The sequence below is a fragment of the Bradyrhizobium genosp. SA-3 genome (genome assembly GCF_004212635.1).
Taxonomy (GTDB): Bacteria; Pseudomonadota; Alphaproteobacteria; order Rhizobiales; family Xanthobacteraceae; genus Bradyrhizobium.
The window spans coordinates 12,368-27,712 of the sequence record NZ_PSRT01000024.1 but is presented as its reverse complement, the minus strand read 5'-3'; the positions used below and the strand labels follow the sequence as shown (position 1 = coordinate 27,712).

Below are 15,345 nucleotides of genomic sequence, written 5' to 3'. Positions count from 1 at the left end.
CGGGGGGTGTTCGTCCGCAGGGGCTCCGTTGGCCCGAAGCAATGCAATCAAATCAATCGAATGGAATATCAGCGCACGCCGACGCGATTGACCGGGCCGCCGCGATTCATCGGCGTACCTGCGCGCACGCCGACACCGGGCGCACCGACACCGGGTGTCGCGACCGCGGCCCGCGCAACCGGAGCTCCCGGCGCGACCACCACTGCCGCAGTCGGCCGCACCACGCAGCCCTTGGGCACACCGACCGTCTTGCAATAGACCACGGCCTGCGCCGGGCTCGTGCCCAGCGACACCATCGCCGCACCCGCCAGCGCCATGATCGTCAGCCCGGCGCTCAGCGCTCCCGCTCTCTTCGACATCTTGCTCTCCTGCTTCCCGTTCGGCGTCCCGATGCAATCACCGGGTTTCGCAGCCGACGTGCAGCCTGAATGGCAAAAGACCGGGCGCGGATACATGCCATGAAGATGGGGTGCCGTGGGCAGGAGGGCGCACCCGGTGCCATGAACATGGCATGGACCTGCGCCCGGCCTTCGCGAGATCGTCCGGCCCGCTTGATCCCAGGCGGGACCAACGACAATCCCAAAGAGGTGTTTTATGAAGATTTCGGTTCTTGCCGCGCTGCTGCTCGCCGCCACCGCCGTGTCCGCCGCTGCGCAATCCGGTCCGACGCCGCAGGAGCAGATGGCCTGCCGCGGCGATGCCAGCAAATTCTGCGCCGAACATGTCGGCAAGCCGCCGCAGATGAATGCCTGCCTGCGCCAGAACAAGACCAAGCTCTCCGACTCCTGCCGCAAGGTCGTGGAATCTCACGGAGGGTGAGCTGGCGCTCGGTCCGGGAGCGCTCCAGCGGAGCGAACCCGGACTCTGTTTTGCGCATCATGCTTTAGTCGTCGTCAGGCCCGAACAGCCTGATCTGCGGGAAGCCGCTGCGTGGGCGGCTTGCGATATCTCGGGCATCGGAATCTTCGCGGATGTTGCGCGCGACGTCGTCCCAATCGGTGCGGTCGCGCGGGCCGCGCATCTCGCGGGACTCGTAATAGTGGCGGCGCTCGGCCCAGCGTTCGCGGCGCTCCATCCGGCGGCGTTCGGACGCGGCGCGCTTCACATCGGAATCCCGCGCCTTGGCATAGGCGTTGTCCGGCGAAGCGGCCGGCTCTGTCGACGCCTGCAGCTCCGCAGGCCTGGGCGCGGCTGGTGCCGGCTTGGACTGTTCCTTGGACTGTTCCTTGGGCGGCTCGACCGCGGCTGCTTGCGAAGGCCGCGGTGTCGGCAGTTCAACGTTCGTCTGAGTGGTTTGCGTATCGGGCTTGGCGGGTTCAGGCTTTGCCTCGGCCTGCGCCGGTGCGGCAATGATCGCGCCAAAAGCCTGCGAACCGGTGAGATAATTGACGCGCTCGGACGGTGCGTTCATCGCCGCCGCTGTGCCAGCGGCGTCGGCGCGCTTGCTGGTGTCAGGCCCCTGCTTGGGCGCGATCGGATTCATGATGTTACCGGCGACGATGCCGCCGCCGAGACCAATGGCGATGGCCGCGACAATGGTTCCGGCACCGACGAAATAGGCAGTCGAGGCGCGCATTGATCCACTCCCTCTTTGGGGCGAGCAACGCACGTTGATTGCCGGATGTTCCTGATGCGGGAGCAGTTCCCAAAGGAACTGTCAGATCTGCTGCGCGACCTTCTCCAGCCCGATGATGCGGGCGAGCTTGCGCACTTCCTCTTTCTGGTCGTCACGCAACTGGAACAGCAGCGGCATCGCCACCGACTTCAACTGCTGGACCTCGTCGCAATTCGGATCGATCGGCACGCCCGGCGCGTTCGGATTGGAGAGCTTGTTTGCCGAGATCTTGCGGACAACGTTGCGGAGCGCCGTCTCGACCGAGGGCCAATAATATTCCTGCGACGACGAGAGTTTCAGGCGATCCCTGATGCCCGCAATCTGTGCGTCGGACAGCAGCGCATAGGATTTCTGCGGCTGCGGCTTGGCCACCGCCTTCGGCTTGGCCGGGACTTCGACAGCGGGGACCTCCGCTGCGGCAGGGGCCTCGTGCGAACTTGCCTTCGGCATCGGGAAATCGGAAGGCGTGGCGGCGGCAAAGGCCTGGCGAAGCGGCTCGGTCAGCACCGGCGTCTGGGCGAGCTTGTCGGCGGCGACCTGCACCGGCTCGATTGCGGCCGAGGCCAGCGCCAGCGTCGGAACCAGACGGTCGGCCTTGGCGGCACGGTTGGTCGCGAGCGGTTTGGCCGGAGGCGCCTGCGTGATCATCTCCGCGCTGACACTGGGCACGCTGTCGCGGCCGAGAATGGCGGTCGTCGCAGCGCCGAGGACGAGAAAACAGGTCAGCGCGACGATGGTAATGGCTTTGGACAAACGTCTCTCCGCGCCCAACTTTCAAGTCCACGTGATCACTGCCCGGAAACTGGGCGATAATTAAGGCTTAACCGTGCAATTGCGGCGGCAATCGCGCGGACTGCGGCGACATCACCTGAAAAGTTCAACGAAATCAGGCAGCTGCCGCAAGTTCGTAGGCATCCTGGATGTCGGCCACGATCTCCGAGGCCTCCCAGACCGCGCGCGGCTCGACCGATTGCAGCGTCACCGTCCAGTTGCCGCCGCGGCGGGTACGGGGGACGCTGACGATGTCGAAGCGCACGTTGCGGCACAGCGGATGGCGGGCCAGCGCGTGGGCCACGCGAACGCGGATTTCGTCCAACGTCGCGGCTGTCTTGCCGTTGAGATAGTTGAAGTCCATCGCCTGTCCCTCTCGGTCCTGATTGGCGGCCTTGAGGGATTCTTGGCGGGCGATGGTTAATCTGCCGTTAAGTGAGCGGGGCGTCTCCCAGCGTCATGACCAGGCTCTACTGTCCGCCCGCCTCGCGATATTCGGTAACCGTCCGCGCAACGAGATCGTCGACAGTGAGCACGTCCGTCACCCCCGATGTCGAGTGCCCGCCGCTCCAGATGTCGCGCCAGCGTTTCGGCCGGCTCTCGCGCACGGCGACGTCGATGTCCTTGGCGATGTCGATCGCCCCGCGCGCCGGCAGGTCGTCGGGATCGAGACCTGCGGCCACGATCGACGGCCTCAGCATACTGGTCTGCAATCCCGTGAAGGCGGTGGTGAGCAGGACGTCGTCGGCGCTGCTCTCGACCAGCATCCGCTTGTAACGATCATCCGCCATGCTCTCGCGCGTCGCGATGAACTTCGTGCCCATGTAAGCGAGATCGCAGCCGAGCACTTCAGCGGCGTGCAGCGCGCGGCCGTCACTGATGCCGCCGGCGAGCACGATGATGCCGTCGTAGAATGCGCGCACCGCGCGGACGAAGGCGAACGGATTGAGCCAGCCGGTCTGGCCGCCGGCGCCCGCGGTCAGCAGCACCAGCCCGTCCGCACCGGCTTCCGCCGCGCGTTCGGCGTGGCGGATCGAAGCGACATCCGCCAGCACCAATGCGCCGGCGTCATGTAGCGGCTTCATCACGGGCGCCGGCGAGCCGACCGAGGTGATGACGATCTCCGGCCTGTGCCGCAGCAGCACGGCGAGATCCTGCTCCAGCCGCGCGTTGGAGCGGTGCACGATCAGGTTCGGACAAAGCGGCGCCGCCTTGCGTCCGGTTTGCTCTTCGTGCTGCCGCAACCGGGTTTCGATCGCGGTGAGCCATTCGTCGAGCTGTTCCGCGCTACGGCAATTCGCGGTTGGGAAGCTGCCGATCACGCCGTTGCGGCAGGCCGCGACCATGAGCTCGACGCCCGACACCAGAAACATCGGCGCCGCGATCAGCGGCAGATCAAGACGATCGCGGAAGCGCTGCAGTCGGTCTGATGGCACGCCAATCTCCTTGTCATTCTTGCCTCGCTGCGCGGGCTTTGTCGTTCCATCCCGCATTCGCTGTGCTAGCGTCATCAGCAACATTGGCACGCCAGAAGCCGATGACAAAGCAACGAGGAAACATATGTCCGATCCGCTCCACGCATCGTCCCCGGCTTGTGCGCAGACGCTACGGGCGCTGTCGCGCTATCCCGGCCGCACCGCTTTCGCCTGGCCTGAGGGATCACTGAGCTATCAGGGCACCATCGACCTGATCGGACGCATCCAGGGCGTGTTCATGCGGCTTGGATTGCAGCCCGGCGCGCGCGTCGCCTTCCTCACAGCCAACCGCGCCGACACCTGGTGCGCGGGCGTCGCGGCGCAGTTGGCGCGGCTCTGCATCACCTGGCTTCATCCTTTGGGATCGCTGGAGGACCAGCTGTTTCAGCTCGAGGATTCCGACGCCGAGATGCTGGTGGTCGATGTGGCCGCCTTCGGCGATCGCGGCGGCGACCTCGCCGCGAAGGCTGGCCGGCTCAAGGCTGTGTTCACCATGGGACCAGCCAGCTACGGCGTCGATCTGCTGGCGGCGATCGAGACTGCGGGACACGCCAGCGCGCTGTGCCTTGCCGGTCCCGACGATCTCGCCACGCTGAACTACACCGGCGGCACGACCGGCAAATCCAAGGGCGCGCTACGCTATCACCGCGAGAATGCCGGAGCCGCCGCCGCGATCCTCGCCGATTTCGAGATCCCCGAGGCCGCGCGCTATCTCACGGTCGCGCCGATCAGCCACGTCGCGGGCACGAAGGTGCTGCCGACCTTGATGCGCGGCGGCACCGTGCACATGCTCAAGAGTTTCGATCCCGAGGCGATGCTGGCGACGATCGCGCGCGAGCGCATCAACTTCACGCTGCTCGTGCCGACCATGATCTATGTGCTGCTCGATCATCCCGCGCTCGGCAAGACCGACCTGTCCTCGCTCGAGCTGGTGCTCTATGGCGCCTCCGCGATGTCGCCGAGCCGCCTGGTCGAGGGGATCGAGCGCATCGGGCCGGTTTTCTCGCAGCTTTACGGACAGACCGAATGCTATCCCGTCTCGGTGCTGCGCAAGGCGGATCACGATCCCAAGACACCGGAGCTGTTCCTGTCCTGCGGCTTCCCGATCGCGGCCTGCGAGGTCAAGATCCTCGATGACGACGACCAGGAGGTGGCGACGGGCGAGCCCGGCGAGATCTGCGTGCGCGCGCCGCACGTGATGGCGGAGTACTGGAAGCGGCCCGACATCACCGTCGAGACGCTGAAGAACGGCTGGGTCCACACCGGCGACATCGCGCGCAAGGACGAGCGCGGCTACATGTTCATCCTCGACCGCAAGAAGGACATGATCGTCTCCGGCGGCTTCAACATCTTCCCGCGCGAGGTCGAGGACGTGCTGTCGCAGCATGCCGACGTCGCCATGGTCGCTGTCGTCGGCATTCCCGACGAGAAATGGGGCGAGGCCGTCACCGCCATCGTCGTGCCGCGCGAAGGCGCAAGGCCCGATCCGGACGAGCTGATCAACCTGGTGAAGACGCGAAAGGGCTCGGCGCACGCGCCCAAGCAGATTCAGTTCGTCAAGCAGCTGCCGATGACCGGCGTCGGCAAGATCGACAAGAAGGTGCTGCGCGCGGGCTTCTGGAGCGGGCGCGACCGAATGGTGGGGTGAGTGCAGCTCTCGTGTCCCGGACGCGGCGCAGCACGCAAGTGATGCGGCGCAGAGCCGGGACCCAGTGCTGCATGCCCCAGCCGAGACATGGGCCCCGGCTCGACCGCGCAACGCTTCGCGTTGCACGGCGTCCGGGGCACGAAGGCCGCCCTCACCGTTTCTCGATCACCAGGCTCTGCACCGCCCGGCCGAAATAGCCCTGCCGGTCCGCCAGCCGCGACATTGCCAGCCCGGCGCCGTCGGGGCCGATCCAGGAGTCGCCGTCGAGCAGGATCCACTCGCCCACCGGCTGCCGCGCAAAGCTCACGGTGAGATCGGCGTTGATGTAGGTCCAGGCGCGGAAGTCGAGCGTCGAAGCGGTGCCGTTGGAGAAGTCGGCGGCGACCACGGCGCGCATCGCCTGCGAGATCGCCTCGCCTGCAATCAAGGGATGATCGACGCGAAACCAGATCGCGCCGGCGCCGGCCTGGCCGAAGCGGCCGCGTGCGGCACGCATCGAGACCGAGCGCACGAACGGGCTGGTGGCGGCGTGACCGTCCTCGACCAGCGAGTCCTCGGGCGAGGGCAACGTAACCGGCAGCTCCTTGACGTCGTCGGGCAGGCTCAGCGCCTGGCGCCTGATCTTGAGCACGGTGGCACCGACCACCTGCACGCCGTCGGCGAGCAGCTTGATTCCGCAGAGCTGGATCTTGCGGCCCTCGCGCAAGACCTCGGCCGCGATCGTGAGCGGCGCCACCGGCACCGGGCGCATCAGATCGATCGTGACTCGCGCGATGTCCATCGGAACAGGCGTCGGAATGCGTTCGGCCGCCCACGTCACCAGCGAAGCCGGCGCCGAGCCGTGCTGCATGCGGCGGTCCCAGGGCCCCGCGGCGTCCGGGCTGGTGACGACGCTGTTGCCGTCGACGCGGTAGATGGGGGGCATGGCAAATCTCAATTGGCGGAAACGCTGGCGGCACTAACCAAGGTGTCGTCCCGGCCTAGTGCGCAATTGCGCACGGGGGCCGGGACCCATACCCCCCAGGGAGCAGTCGTGGCACGAGCCGGCAACCACGAATCTTCGCCAAACCTCTCCCTGGAGTATGGGTCCCGGATCGGCGCTCCGCTTTGCTGCGCTTGTCCGGGACGACGAATGAGAGGATGCGGGACGACAACAGTTACAACGGCGGATCGATCGCTTCGTCGTATTCCTTCTTGAAGCGCGCGATCAGGTCGGCGGCGGGCACGATGCCCTCGACGCTGCCGATGCCCTGACCCGAGCCCCAGATCTCCTTCCAGGCCTTCGGCTTGGCGCGCTCGCCGGAGGCGTCGGTGCCGAAGTTCATCTTGGAGGGATCGGAGGTCGGCAGGTTTTCCGGATCCATGCCGGCGGCGAGGATCGAGGGCTTCAGATAATTGCCGTGCACGCCGGTGAAGAGGTTGGAATAGACGATGTCGTCGGCGCTCGAGCCGGCGATCATCTCCTTGTACTTCTCGACCGCGTTGGCTTCCCTGGTCGCGATGAAGGCCGAGCCGATATAGGCGAAGTCTGCACCGAGAATGCGCGCGGCGCGGATCGCCTTGCCGTTGCCGATCGCACCCGACAGCGCGATCGGGCCGTCGAACCACTTTCGCGTCTCGGCGACGAAGGCGAGCGGCGAGATGGTGCCGGCATGGCCGCCGGCACCGGCGGCGACCAGGATCAGGCCGTCGGCGCCCTTCTCGATCGCCTTGCGCGCGAATTTCTGGTTGATCACGTCGTGGAAGACGATGCCGCCCCAGCCATGCACGGCCTGGTTCAGTTCCTCGCGTGCCCCGAGCGAGGAGATGATCATCGGCACCTTGTACTTGGCACAGAGCTGCATGTCGTGATCGAGCCGGTTGTTCGACTTGTGCACGATCTGGTTGACCGCGAACGGCGCCGACGGCTTGTCGGGATGCGCGCGGTCATAGGCCGCGAGTTCCTCGGTGATCCGCGCCAGCCATTCGTCGAGCAATTCCGGCGGTCGCGCGTTCAGCGCCGGAAACGAGCCGACCACACCCGCCTTGCACTGCGCGATCACGAGATCAGGCACCGAGATGATGAAGAGCGGCGAACCGATCACGGGGATCGACAGGCGTCCCCTAAACAAGGCAGGCATGGACATTGCGGAACGGTCCTCTCTTGGCGGTCAAATCGAAGGTTGGGGACATACCAACAAGGCAATCTTTCCACTGTCAAGTATTGCGTTGTGACGCCGCGGCGGACGCCGTTACCGCAATTCCAACGCGCGGAATTCCTCTCTCCGTCATTCCGGGATGTGCCGATAGGCGCAGGCCCGGAATCCATCGGGCCTCAGCGCGAATGGCGAAATGGATTCCGGGCTCGCGCTCCGCGTGCCCCGGAATGACGCGAGGAGAGACCACCGCTCACCCGATCAGATCCGGGTTGATCAGCCGCTCGAACGAGAACATCTCGTCCCACTTCTCCTGCGTCAGCAGCTTGCGCTCGACTACGACGATCTGGCGCAGCGACTTGCCGCTCTTGTAGCCCTCGCGTGCGATCTCGGCGCATTGCTTGTAGCCGAGCAGCGGCTTCAGCACCGTGACGATGCCGAGCGAGTTCAGCACCATGTTGCGGGTGTGCTCCTCGTTGGCGGTGATGCCGACGATGCAATGCTCGCGCAGGCTGTTGACCGCGCGCTCCATGGTGCGGATCGAGAAGAACAGTGCGAACGAGATCACCGGCTCCATCACGTTGAGCTGGAGCTGGCCGGCGGAAGCGGCCAGCGTCACCGTGGTGTCGAGACCGATGACGAGAAAGCTGGTCTGGTTCACCACCTCGGGGATGACGGGATTGACCTTGCCGGGCATGATCGAGGAGCCCGGCTGAAGCTGCGGCAGGTTGATCTCGTTGAAGCCGGCACGCGGGCCCGAGGCGAGCAGACGGATGTCGTTGCAGATCTTCGTCAGCTTGCTGGCGGTGCGCTTGAGGACGCCCGAGAGCTGCACATAGGCGCCGGTGTCGGAGGTCGCCTCGACGAGATCGCTGGCGAGAACGAACTCGACGCCGGTCAGCGCGCTCAGGTGCCGGACCGCGAGCTTGGGATAGCCGACGGCCGCGGTCACGGAGGTGCCGATTGCGGTGGCGCCGAGATTGATCTCGCGCAGCAGCGCGCGGGCCTCCGAGATGCGATCGACCTCCTCACCGATCGTGGTGCCCCATCCCCGGAATTCGGCGCCGAGCGACATCGGCACCGCGTCCTGAAGATGCGTGCGGCCCATTTTCAGCACACGATCGAACTCGCGGCCCTTGGCGAAGAAGGCCTCCTGAAGCTGGCGCAGCGCCGTCATGTAGCTCTCGAGCCGCAGGATCAGCGCCAGGCGAAAGGCGGTCGGATAGGTGTCGTTGGTGGACTGGCCGTAATTGACGTGATCGTTGGGGCTGACGTGCTGGTAATCGCCCTTCGCAAAGCCGAGCGATTCCAACGCGAGGTTGGCGATCACCTCGTTGGCGTTCATGTTCGTCGAGGTGCCGGCGCCGCCCTGAATGAAGTCGGTGACGAACTGATCCATCATGTCGCCGGCAATCACGCGGTCGCAGCCCAGGACGATCGCATCGGCCACCTTGGCGTCGATCGCGCCGAGATCGCGGTTGGCCATGGCGGCCGCTTTCTTCACGTAACCAAGCGCCTTCACGAAGTAAGGCTCCTGGCTCATCGGAATGCCGGTGATGTGGAAGTTCTCCTTCCCGCGGATGGTCTGGACGCCGTAATAGATGTCGTCGGCGATCTCACGCTGTCCGAGGAAGTCCTGCTCCGTACGGCTCATGGGCACTCCTTGTTGCATGCGCGCGAGCCATCAGTTCTGGCACAGCGCGCTGGTCACGAAAGTATCGGTGCGGCAATCGTCCGGCTTGCGTTGCCGGCCCGGTATCAGGACCTTGGCCGAGCATTTCTCGGCGGAGTCGGCATTCAGGCTCTTGCCCTCGCGATAGCCCTTGCTCTGGCAGAGCTGGTCGGCGGCCTGCTTGCAGTCGGGCGCGCCGTTCGCGGAGGCCGGACAGGCCGCGCGCCCCGAGACCATGGTGGACGGCTTCGCCAGCCGGGACAAATCGTTCATGGTCTCGCTCGGGCTTTTGATCGGCGGCAGGATCGAGGGCAGCTTGTCGAACAGCTTGCCCATTTCGTTGATCAGCCCGGGATTTTCCTCACGCGCCGGCGGCGCCGATGGAGCGGGTGTCGACGGCGGCGGCGCGGCCTGGGTCCCCTGCTCCTGGAGGCCGAGCGCGGGCGGCGCCGCTTGCGGCCATGCCGTCCCGCCGGCGAAAACCAGGAGCAGCACTGCTGACATCAGCGTCCCGAACCGCATGGCCGGTTTGCCGGATCGAACCATCATGACGGCAAGCGTAGCCGATGCCGACGCGGCGGCAAAGCGCCGCGAGGTTATTGAGCGAGCATGATCCTCGCGCAAACGCTAGATCAGCTTGATCGCCACCACGAATCCGAGCACCAGCACGGCGGCGCCGATCGCCACCCAGAGGCCGAGATGCTTCTCGATCCTGACGCGGATCCAATCGCCATAGCGGTTGAGCAGGATCGCGACGACGAAGAAGCGTCCGCCGCGCGCGACGATCGAGCACAGGATGAACAGAAGGATATTGTAGCCGGCAAAGCCCGAGGTGATGGTGACGAGCTTGTAGGGGATCGGCGTCAGCCCCTTGAGCAGGATGATGATCGCACCCCATTCCGCATAGGAGGCGCGGAAGGCATCGACCTTGTCGCCGAGGCCGTAGACCTGGATCAGCCACTGGCCGACCGAATCGAACAGCAGCGCTCCGATGGCGTAGCCAACCATGCCGCCGACCACCGAGGTCACGGTGCAGATCGCCGCATAGACCCAGGCGCGCTGCGGGCGCGCCAGCGACATCGGGATCAGCATCACATCCGGCGGGACCGGAAAGAACGAGCTTTCTGCGAAGGCCACGGCTCCCATGATCCAGAGCGCGTAGGGCTTGTGGGCGGCGTCGATGCACCAGTCGTAGATACGTTTCAGCATGGCGCCGCGATGAAGCACCATGGGACGGATTTGTCCATGCCGAGATTGAGGCGAATTATGACGTTTCTAGTGGCGCTTGCGCGCGGCACGGCCCTCGAGCGCGACAATTGGCCGCCTTGAGGCAATGCGCGGTGACGCGACCTTGGGCAGCTTCATCCGCGATTTCGGCAGCTTCTCGGCGATGCCGAGCATGTCTTCACGCCGCGTCATCTCCCGCCAGACGTCCTCGGGACGGACCCCGGCCGAGGCCCACAGCACGGTGAGATTGTAGAGCAGGTCGGCGCTCTCCCGGATCACGGCCTCGCTATCGCCGTTGACCGCGTCGATCACGACTTCGATGGCCTCTTCGGCCAGTTTCTTCGCCATTTTGGAAGGCCCGCGCTGAAACAGCCGGGCCGTGCGCGATGTTGCCGGATCAAGATCTCTGGCCGCGAGCACAGCCAGATATAGCCGCTCAAGCGAATCACTCATGGTACTCAAACTACTCTAAACCCATGGCGAGCGCGTTAACGCGCGACAATAAAAGCGAAAAACAGGCCGGCGCGGCAAGCGCGACGGCCCGTTGTAGTCAACCTTTGGGAGCCGGAGCTAGTAGCAGTTGGTGTAGTAGCCCTGGCCGCAGTACTCGGACGGAGCCGTACCGCCATAGCGCTGATACTGGTAATTCGGGCCCGGACCATAATAGGGCCCGTAAGCAGGACCGCTGTAATAGGCAGGTCCGCCATAATAGCCGTAGCCCGGACCGTAGTCATAGGCGTAGGCGTCACGGCTTGCGGCGATGGCGAGGCCCGTGCCGATGGCTGCGAAAGCCGCAGCTGCGGCCGCGCCGCCTCCACCACCATGCCAGTGGCGGCCGCCGGCGTATGACGCGGTCGGGGCAATTGCGGTCAGTGCCAGCACCGCGGCGGTGGCAAGAACGGCCTTGCGGCCGGCAAATTTCGAAAAACTGTCAAACATGTGGACCCTCCTTGGGACCTCGAATGGTGCCTATAGACAGGCTCGTGTCTGTCAAAACACCCGCATCCCATGTTGGGTTCCCCAACCCCAACACAAGCTGAACGGGGTTGCGTAATCGTGACGCAACCTCCGCTCATCCGCCGTTCATGTTGACGCGGACAGACTGACTGCCAGCCGGCGCTGCGAGCGTCACGAAACCATAACAATGCGGGACCGGCGCACCCGATGTCGGAATTCAAGACGATCGTCCTTCGTTGCCTGCTGGCTCTCGTGACCTCGCTTGCGACATTGATTGCACGCGATGTCAGCGTGGCCGAGACCGCCGCCCCATCCGTTGCGATTCACTTCACCTTCGACCGCCCATTGGATGCGAGCATGGCGCCGTTCTTCCTGGCGGCAAAGGACGGCAGGTTCGGCGCCGAGCATCTCAGCGTGTCCTTCAACACCGCAGCCGGATCGTCGGAAGCGCTCGCGCGTGTCGCCAAGGGCGACAGCGAGCTCGCGCTGGTCGACATCAACGAATTGATCCGCTTTCGCGACAAGGAGCAGGCAGCGCCGGTCAAGGCGGTGTTCGTGCTGTTCAACCGCGCACCCTACGCGATCGTCGCGCGCAGGAGCCGCGGCATCCAGCTTCTGTCCGATCTCGACGGCAAGACCGTCGGCGTTGCCGACAGCGACCTGTCGATACGGCTGTGGCCTGCGCTGGCGCAGCAGAACGGCATCAATGCATCGCACGTCAAATTCCACAAGATCAGCGCGGCGGTGCGCGAGCCGATCCTCTCCGCGGGCCAGGTCGATGCGGTCGCCGGGTTCAGCTATGTGTCGGCGGTGAACCTGCGCGACCGCGGCGTGCCCGAAGCCGATCTCGTCGTACTGCGCTATGCGGATTACGGCTGCGAAGCCTACGGCTTTGCCGTGGTGGTCAATCCCGCCTTCGCCGCAGCAAAGCCGGATGCCGTCAAGGGCCTCGTCCGCGCCTTGATCGCGGGCATCAACGCGACCGTCATGGAGCCGGGGCGCGCGGCGGAGGAGGCCGCGAGCCGTATCGAGGATGGCGACCGCAACCTGGAGCTGGAGCGCCTGCGCACCGCCCTCGCCGACAACATCCTGACCGACGAGGTCAGGCGCAACGGCCTCGGCGGCGTCGACCCGGCGCGCCTCGAGCGCTCGATCGGCCAGGTCGCGCAGGACTTCAAATTCCGCAAACGACCGGCGGCGTCCGAGATCTTCGACGACCAATTCCTGCCGCCGCTGGCGGGGCGGCTGATCAACTGAACTTCTGAACTTGACTTATGTAAGCAAATAGCTTACATTCAGATCTGCGTCGGATTTTGGCAGCACCTTGATAAAATCCTTTCGGAACAAGGCTCTTGGCGATCTCTGGTCTAAGGGAAAGACGGCGAAGATCGATTCCAAGATGCATGCGAGAATCCTACGGCGGCTCGATCAACTCGATAGCGCCACGCTTCCCGAAGACATGAACGTGCTCGGCTTTGACTTCCATCGTCTGCACGGCAAGCCTGTCCGGTACACGGTCCATGTGAATGGACCTGGTGCATCACTTTCGAATTCGAGAATGGTGACGCCCATCGGGTCGATTTCGAGCAATATCACTGACACCGAGCCGAGACTGTCTCGGCATGGAGCGGCCATGGTCGAATATTCTGCCAAAAGAAATCCGCGTCGCTGTCCCGTTCATCCCGGCGCGGTGCTTCGCGAAGACATGCTGCCGGCCTCGGGTAAGACCAAGGTCGAGATCGCGCGCCTGTTGGGCATCTCGCGGCAGCACCTTCACGATATCATGGAGGAGAAGAAACCGCTGTCTCCTGAGGTGGCAGTCCGCGTCGGAAAGCTGTTTGGAGGCGGTGCCGGGATCTGGGTCCGGATGCAGGCGGCCCACGACACGTGGCACGCGGAACAGACGGTGGACGTTAGCCATATCCCCACGTTGAAGGTGGCTTGAGCTGCCCACCCCAGCGTAGTTCAACCGGTTGACTGACGACCTTTCCACGGTTCAGCGTATCGCATGTCCATCCTCCGTCTCTACACCCGCGTTCTCGAGCTGCTCGGCAAGGAGGCGCGGCTGGGCTGGCTGCTCGCGGTCGCCAATCTGCTGCTGGCGGGCTCGCAATTCGCCGAGCCCGTGCTGTTCGGCCGGATCGTCGACGTGCTCTCGGGCAAGACCGTAGCCGGCTCGAACTCGGCCTGGCCGTTCCTAGCCGCCTGGGTCGCCTTCGGGCTGTTCACCATCGCATGCAGCGCGCTCGTGGCCTTGCAGGCCGATCGGCTCTCGCACCGCCAGCGCCAAGCGGTGCTGACCGATTATTTCGAGCACATCCTGCAACTGCCGCTGACCTTCCACTCCGGCACCCATTCGGGCCGGCTGATGAAGGTGATGCTCAACGGCACCGACGCGCTATGGCGGCTATGGCTCGGCTTCTTCCGCGAGCATTTTGCCGCGATCCTCTCGGTCGTGGTGCTGCTGCCGCTGTCGCTCTACCTGAATTGGCGGCTGGCGATCCTGCTGTTCGTGCTCTGCATCGTCTTCACCGCGCTGACGACCTTCGTCGTGCGCAAGACCTTCGGTATGCAGATGGAGGTCGAGGAGCACTACAGCGAGCTCTCTGCGCGCGCCTCCGATGCGCTCGGCAACGTCGCGCTGGTGCAGAGCTTTGTCCGCGTCGAATCCGAGGTTAAAGGGCTGCGCTCCGTCGCCGACGAGCTGCTGGCCGCGCAGATGCCGGTGCTGTCGTGGTGGGCGCTCGTCACCGTCATCACGCGCGCCTCCACCACCATCACCGTGCTCGCGATCTTCACACTCGGCATAGCGCTGCACGACCAGGGGCTCACCTCGGTCGGCGAGATCGTGATGTTCGTGAGCTTTGCGACGCTGCTGATCCAGAAGCTCGAGCAGGTCGTGAGCTTCATCAACAACGTGTTCATGGAAGCGCCGCGTCTGCGCGAGTTCTTCAACGTGCTCGACGCCGTGCCCGCGGTGCACGACAGGCCCGATGCGATCGATGCCGGCAGATTGTCCGGCCTCGTCGAGTTCAACGACGTCACCTTCTCCTATGACGGCAAGCGCCCTGCGGTCGAGGACCTCTCGTTCACCGCACTGCCCGGCCAGACCATCGCGCTGGTCGGTCCGACCGGCGCCGGCAAGTCGACCGCGATCGCGCTTTTGCACCGCGCCTTCGACCCACAGTCCGGCTTCATCAGGATCGACGGCATGGACGTGCGCGGGATCACGCTGACGTCGCTGCGGCGGAACATCGGCGTGGTGTTCCAGGAGGCGCTGCTGTTCAACCGCTCGATCGCGGAGAATCTGCAGGTCGGCAAGCCGGATGCGACCGAGGACGAGATGCGCAAGGCGGCCGAGCGCGCGCAGGCGCTCGACTTCATCGAGCGCAGCGGCGGCTTCGAGACCAATGCCGGCGAACGCGGCCGCATGCTCTCCGGCGGCGAGCGGCAGCGGCTGTCGATCGCCCGCGCGCTGCTGAAGGATCCGCCGATCCTGATCCTGGACGAGGCGACCAGCGCGCTCGACGCCGTCACCGAGGCCAAGGTGAATGCCGCTCTCGACGAAGTGATGAAGGGCAGGACCACCTTCGTGATCGCGCACCGCCTCTCCACCATCCGCAACGCCACGCGGATCCTGGTGTTCGAGAACGGCCGGGTGACCGAAAGCGGAACTTTCGATGAACTCGTGGCCAAAGGCGGCCATTTCGCCGAGCTCGCCAGGGCCCAGTTCATGGTTCAGGAAAACGCACGGGCCAGCGTGACGGCGGCCGAGACTGCCGCGACTCCGGTCAAATCCCCGTAGCAAGTCCTCATAGGACCGTCGAAATTCGGCCTATTTCATT

At 65.0% G+C, this 15,345-nt stretch carries 17 protein-coding genes and 1 pseudogene; 6 read left to right on the top strand and 12 right to left on the bottom strand.

Going from position 1 to position 15,345, the window contains the following annotated elements; all coding sequences use genetic code 11:
• Nucleotides 1-68: 68 nt before the first annotated feature.
• Entirely contained in the window at nt 69-359 is a 291-nt protein-coding gene (locus CWO91_RS10695; RefSeq protein WP_060737488.1) for a hypothetical protein, read from the bottom strand.
• A gap of 235 nt (nt 360-594) precedes the next feature.
• On the opposite strand from CWO91_RS10695, the gene CWO91_RS10690 reads away from it, so the two are divergent.
• Nucleotides 595-819, top strand: coding sequence for a cysteine rich repeat-containing protein (locus tag CWO91_RS10690; RefSeq protein ID WP_130213431.1), 225 nt, complete (start codon nt 595-597; stop codon nt 817-819).
• Nucleotides 820-883: 64 nt separating this feature from the next.
• Here CWO91_RS10690 and CWO91_RS10685 read toward each other — a convergent pair whose 3' ends face one another.
• The 4 genes from CWO91_RS10685 to CWO91_RS10670 form a co-directional block, all read right to left on the bottom strand.
• Complete coding sequence (locus tag CWO91_RS10685; RefSeq protein ID WP_130213430.1) at nt 884-1,576, bottom strand: hypothetical protein; 693 nt, start codon at nt 1,574-1,576, stop codon at nt 884-886.
• Between the two features lie 81 nt (nt 1,577-1,657).
• Nucleotides 1,658-2,368 carry a hypothetical protein gene (locus CWO91_RS10680; protein WP_165405351.1) on the bottom strand — a complete coding sequence of 237 codons (711 nt, stop codon included), beginning with the start codon at nt 2,366-2,368 and terminating at the stop codon, nt 1,658-1,660.
• A gap of 133 nt (nt 2,369-2,501) precedes the next feature.
• Complete coding sequence (locus CWO91_RS10675) at nt 2,502-2,750, bottom strand: hypothetical protein (protein ID WP_130213429.1); 249 nt, start codon at nt 2,748-2,750, stop codon at nt 2,502-2,504.
• Between the two features lie 106 nt (nt 2,751-2,856).
• Nucleotides 2,857-3,822 carry an NAD(P)H-dependent flavin oxidoreductase gene (locus tag CWO91_RS10670; protein ID WP_130213428.1) on the bottom strand — a complete coding sequence of 322 codons (966 nt, stop codon included), beginning with the start codon at nt 3,820-3,822 and terminating at the stop codon, nt 2,857-2,859.
• Between the two features lie 124 nt (nt 3,823-3,946).
• On the opposite strand from CWO91_RS10670, the gene CWO91_RS10665 reads away from it, so the two are divergent.
• Nucleotides 3,947-5,509: an AMP-binding protein gene (locus CWO91_RS10665; RefSeq protein WP_130213427.1), complete on the top strand. Its 1,563-nt coding sequence runs from the start codon at nt 3,947-3,949 to the stop codon at nt 5,507-5,509.
• Nucleotides 5,510-5,660: 151 nt separating this feature from the next.
• Here the strand turns inward: CWO91_RS10665 and CWO91_RS10660 are convergent, their stop codons facing one another.
• The 7 genes from CWO91_RS10660 to CWO91_RS10630 form a co-directional block, all read right to left on the bottom strand.
• Entirely contained in the window at nt 5,661-6,434 is a 774-nt protein-coding gene (locus CWO91_RS10660) for a thioesterase family protein (protein ID WP_130213426.1), read from the bottom strand.
• A gap of 232 nt (nt 6,435-6,666) precedes the next feature.
• Nucleotides 6,667-7,635: an NAD(P)H-dependent flavin oxidoreductase gene (locus CWO91_RS10655; RefSeq protein ID WP_130213425.1), complete on the bottom strand. Its 969-nt coding sequence runs from the start codon at nt 7,633-7,635 to the stop codon at nt 6,667-6,669.
• A 262-nt stretch (nt 7,636-7,897) separates the two neighbouring features.
• Nucleotides 7,898-9,298: an aspartate ammonia-lyase gene (locus tag CWO91_RS10650; protein WP_130213424.1), complete on the bottom strand. Its 1,401-nt coding sequence runs from the start codon at nt 9,296-9,298 to the stop codon at nt 7,898-7,900.
• Between the two features lie 30 nt (nt 9,299-9,328).
• On the bottom strand, nt 9,329-9,865 hold the full coding sequence (locus CWO91_RS10645; protein ID WP_130213423.1) for a hypothetical protein: 537 nt from the start codon (nt 9,863-9,865) through the stop codon (nt 9,329-9,331).
• A 78-nt stretch (nt 9,866-9,943) separates the two neighbouring features.
• On the bottom strand, nt 9,944-10,546 hold the full coding sequence (locus tag CWO91_RS10640) for a YqaA family protein (RefSeq protein WP_176945964.1): 603 nt from the start codon (nt 10,544-10,546) through the stop codon (nt 9,944-9,946).
• Between the two features lie 45 nt (nt 10,547-10,591).
• Nucleotides 10,592-10,996, bottom strand: a complete 405-nt coding sequence (gene hisE / locus CWO91_RS10635; RefSeq protein ID WP_091895100.1) for a phosphoribosyl-ATP diphosphatase — start codon at nt 10,994-10,996, stop codon at nt 10,592-10,594.
• A gap of 117 nt (nt 10,997-11,113) precedes the next feature.
• Entirely contained in the window at nt 11,114-11,482 is a 369-nt protein-coding gene (locus CWO91_RS10630) for a hypothetical protein (protein WP_128931160.1), read from the bottom strand.
• Between the two features lie 225 nt (nt 11,483-11,707).
• Between CWO91_RS10630 and CWO91_RS10625 the strand changes: the two genes are divergently transcribed.
• The 4 genes and pseudogenes from CWO91_RS10625 to CWO91_RS10610 all read left to right on the top strand — a co-directional run bounded on the left by CWO91_RS10625 (nt 11,708) and on the right by CWO91_RS10610 (nt 15,305).
• The gene (locus CWO91_RS10625; protein WP_130213422.1) at nt 11,708-12,757 is read left to right on the top strand and encodes an ABC transporter substrate-binding protein; all 1,050 of its coding nucleotides are present in this window, start codon (nt 11,708-11,710) and stop codon (nt 12,755-12,757) included.
• A 67-nt stretch (nt 12,758-12,824) separates the two neighbouring features.
• Nucleotides 12,825-13,099 (top strand): annotated as a pseudogene (locus CWO91_RS10620) (type II toxin-antitoxin system RelE/ParE family toxin).
• A gap of 34 nt (nt 13,100-13,133) precedes the next feature.
• Nucleotides 13,134-13,445 carry a HigA family addiction module antitoxin gene (locus CWO91_RS10615; RefSeq protein WP_130213421.1) on the top strand — a complete coding sequence of 104 codons (312 nt, stop codon included), beginning with the start codon at nt 13,134-13,136 and terminating at the stop codon, nt 13,443-13,445.
• 63 nt (nt 13,446-13,508) lie between these two features.
• Entirely contained in the window at nt 13,509-15,305 is a 1,797-nt protein-coding gene (locus tag CWO91_RS10610; protein WP_130213420.1) for a glucan ABC transporter ATP-binding protein/ permease, read from the top strand.
• Nucleotides 15,306-15,345 lie beyond the last annotated feature (40 nt).

Bases quoted from the DNA above. Each gene is read 5' to 3' on its own strand.
- CWO91_RS10640 (WP_176945964.1), bottom strand. From the start codon at position 10,546: ATGGTGCTTCATCGCGGCGCCATGCTGAAACGTATCTACGACTGGTGC.
- CWO91_RS10660 (WP_130213426.1), bottom strand. From the start codon at position 6,434: ATGCCCCCCATCTACCGCGTCGACGGCAACAGCGTCGTCACCAGCCCG.
- CWO91_RS10695 (WP_060737488.1), bottom strand. From the start codon at position 359: ATGTCGAAGAGAGCGGGAGCGCTGAGCGCCGGGCTGACGATCATGGCG.
- CWO91_RS10625 (WP_130213422.1), top strand. From the start codon at position 11,708: ATGTCGGAATTCAAGACGATCGTCCTTCGTTGCCTGCTGGCTCTCGTG.
- CWO91_RS10685 (WP_130213430.1), bottom strand. From the start codon at position 1,576: ATGCGCGCCTCGACTGCCTATTTCGTCGGTGCCGGAACCATTGTCGCG.
- CWO91_RS10630 (WP_128931160.1), bottom strand. From the start codon at position 11,482: ATGTTTGACAGTTTTTCGAAATTTGCCGGCCGCAAGGCCGTTCTTGCC.
- CWO91_RS10615 (WP_130213421.1), top strand. From the start codon at position 13,134: ATGGTCGAATATTCTGCCAAAAGAAATCCGCGTCGCTGTCCCGTTCAT.
- CWO91_RS10650 (WP_130213424.1), bottom strand. From the start codon at position 9,298: ATGAGCCGTACGGAGCAGGACTTCCTCGGACAGCGTGAGATCGCCGAC.
- CWO91_RS10690 (WP_130213431.1), top strand. From the start codon at position 595: ATGAAGATTTCGGTTCTTGCCGCGCTGCTGCTCGCCGCCACCGCCGTG.
- CWO91_RS10610 (WP_130213420.1), top strand. From the start codon at position 13,509: ATGTCCATCCTCCGTCTCTACACCCGCGTTCTCGAGCTGCTCGGCAAG.
- CWO91_RS10645 (WP_130213423.1), bottom strand. From the start codon at position 9,865: ATGATGGTTCGATCCGGCAAACCGGCCATGCGGTTCGGGACGCTGATG.
- CWO91_RS10675 (WP_130213429.1), bottom strand. From the start codon at position 2,750: ATGGACTTCAACTATCTCAACGGCAAGACAGCCGCGACGTTGGACGAA.
- CWO91_RS10655 (WP_130213425.1), bottom strand. From the start codon at position 7,635: ATGTCCATGCCTGCCTTGTTTAGGGGACGCCTGTCGATCCCCGTGATC.
- hisE (WP_091895100.1), bottom strand. From the start codon at position 10,996: ATGAGTGATTCGCTTGAGCGGCTATATCTGGCTGTGCTCGCGGCCAGA.
- CWO91_RS10665 (WP_130213427.1), top strand. From the start codon at position 3,947: ATGTCCGATCCGCTCCACGCATCGTCCCCGGCTTGTGCGCAGACGCTA.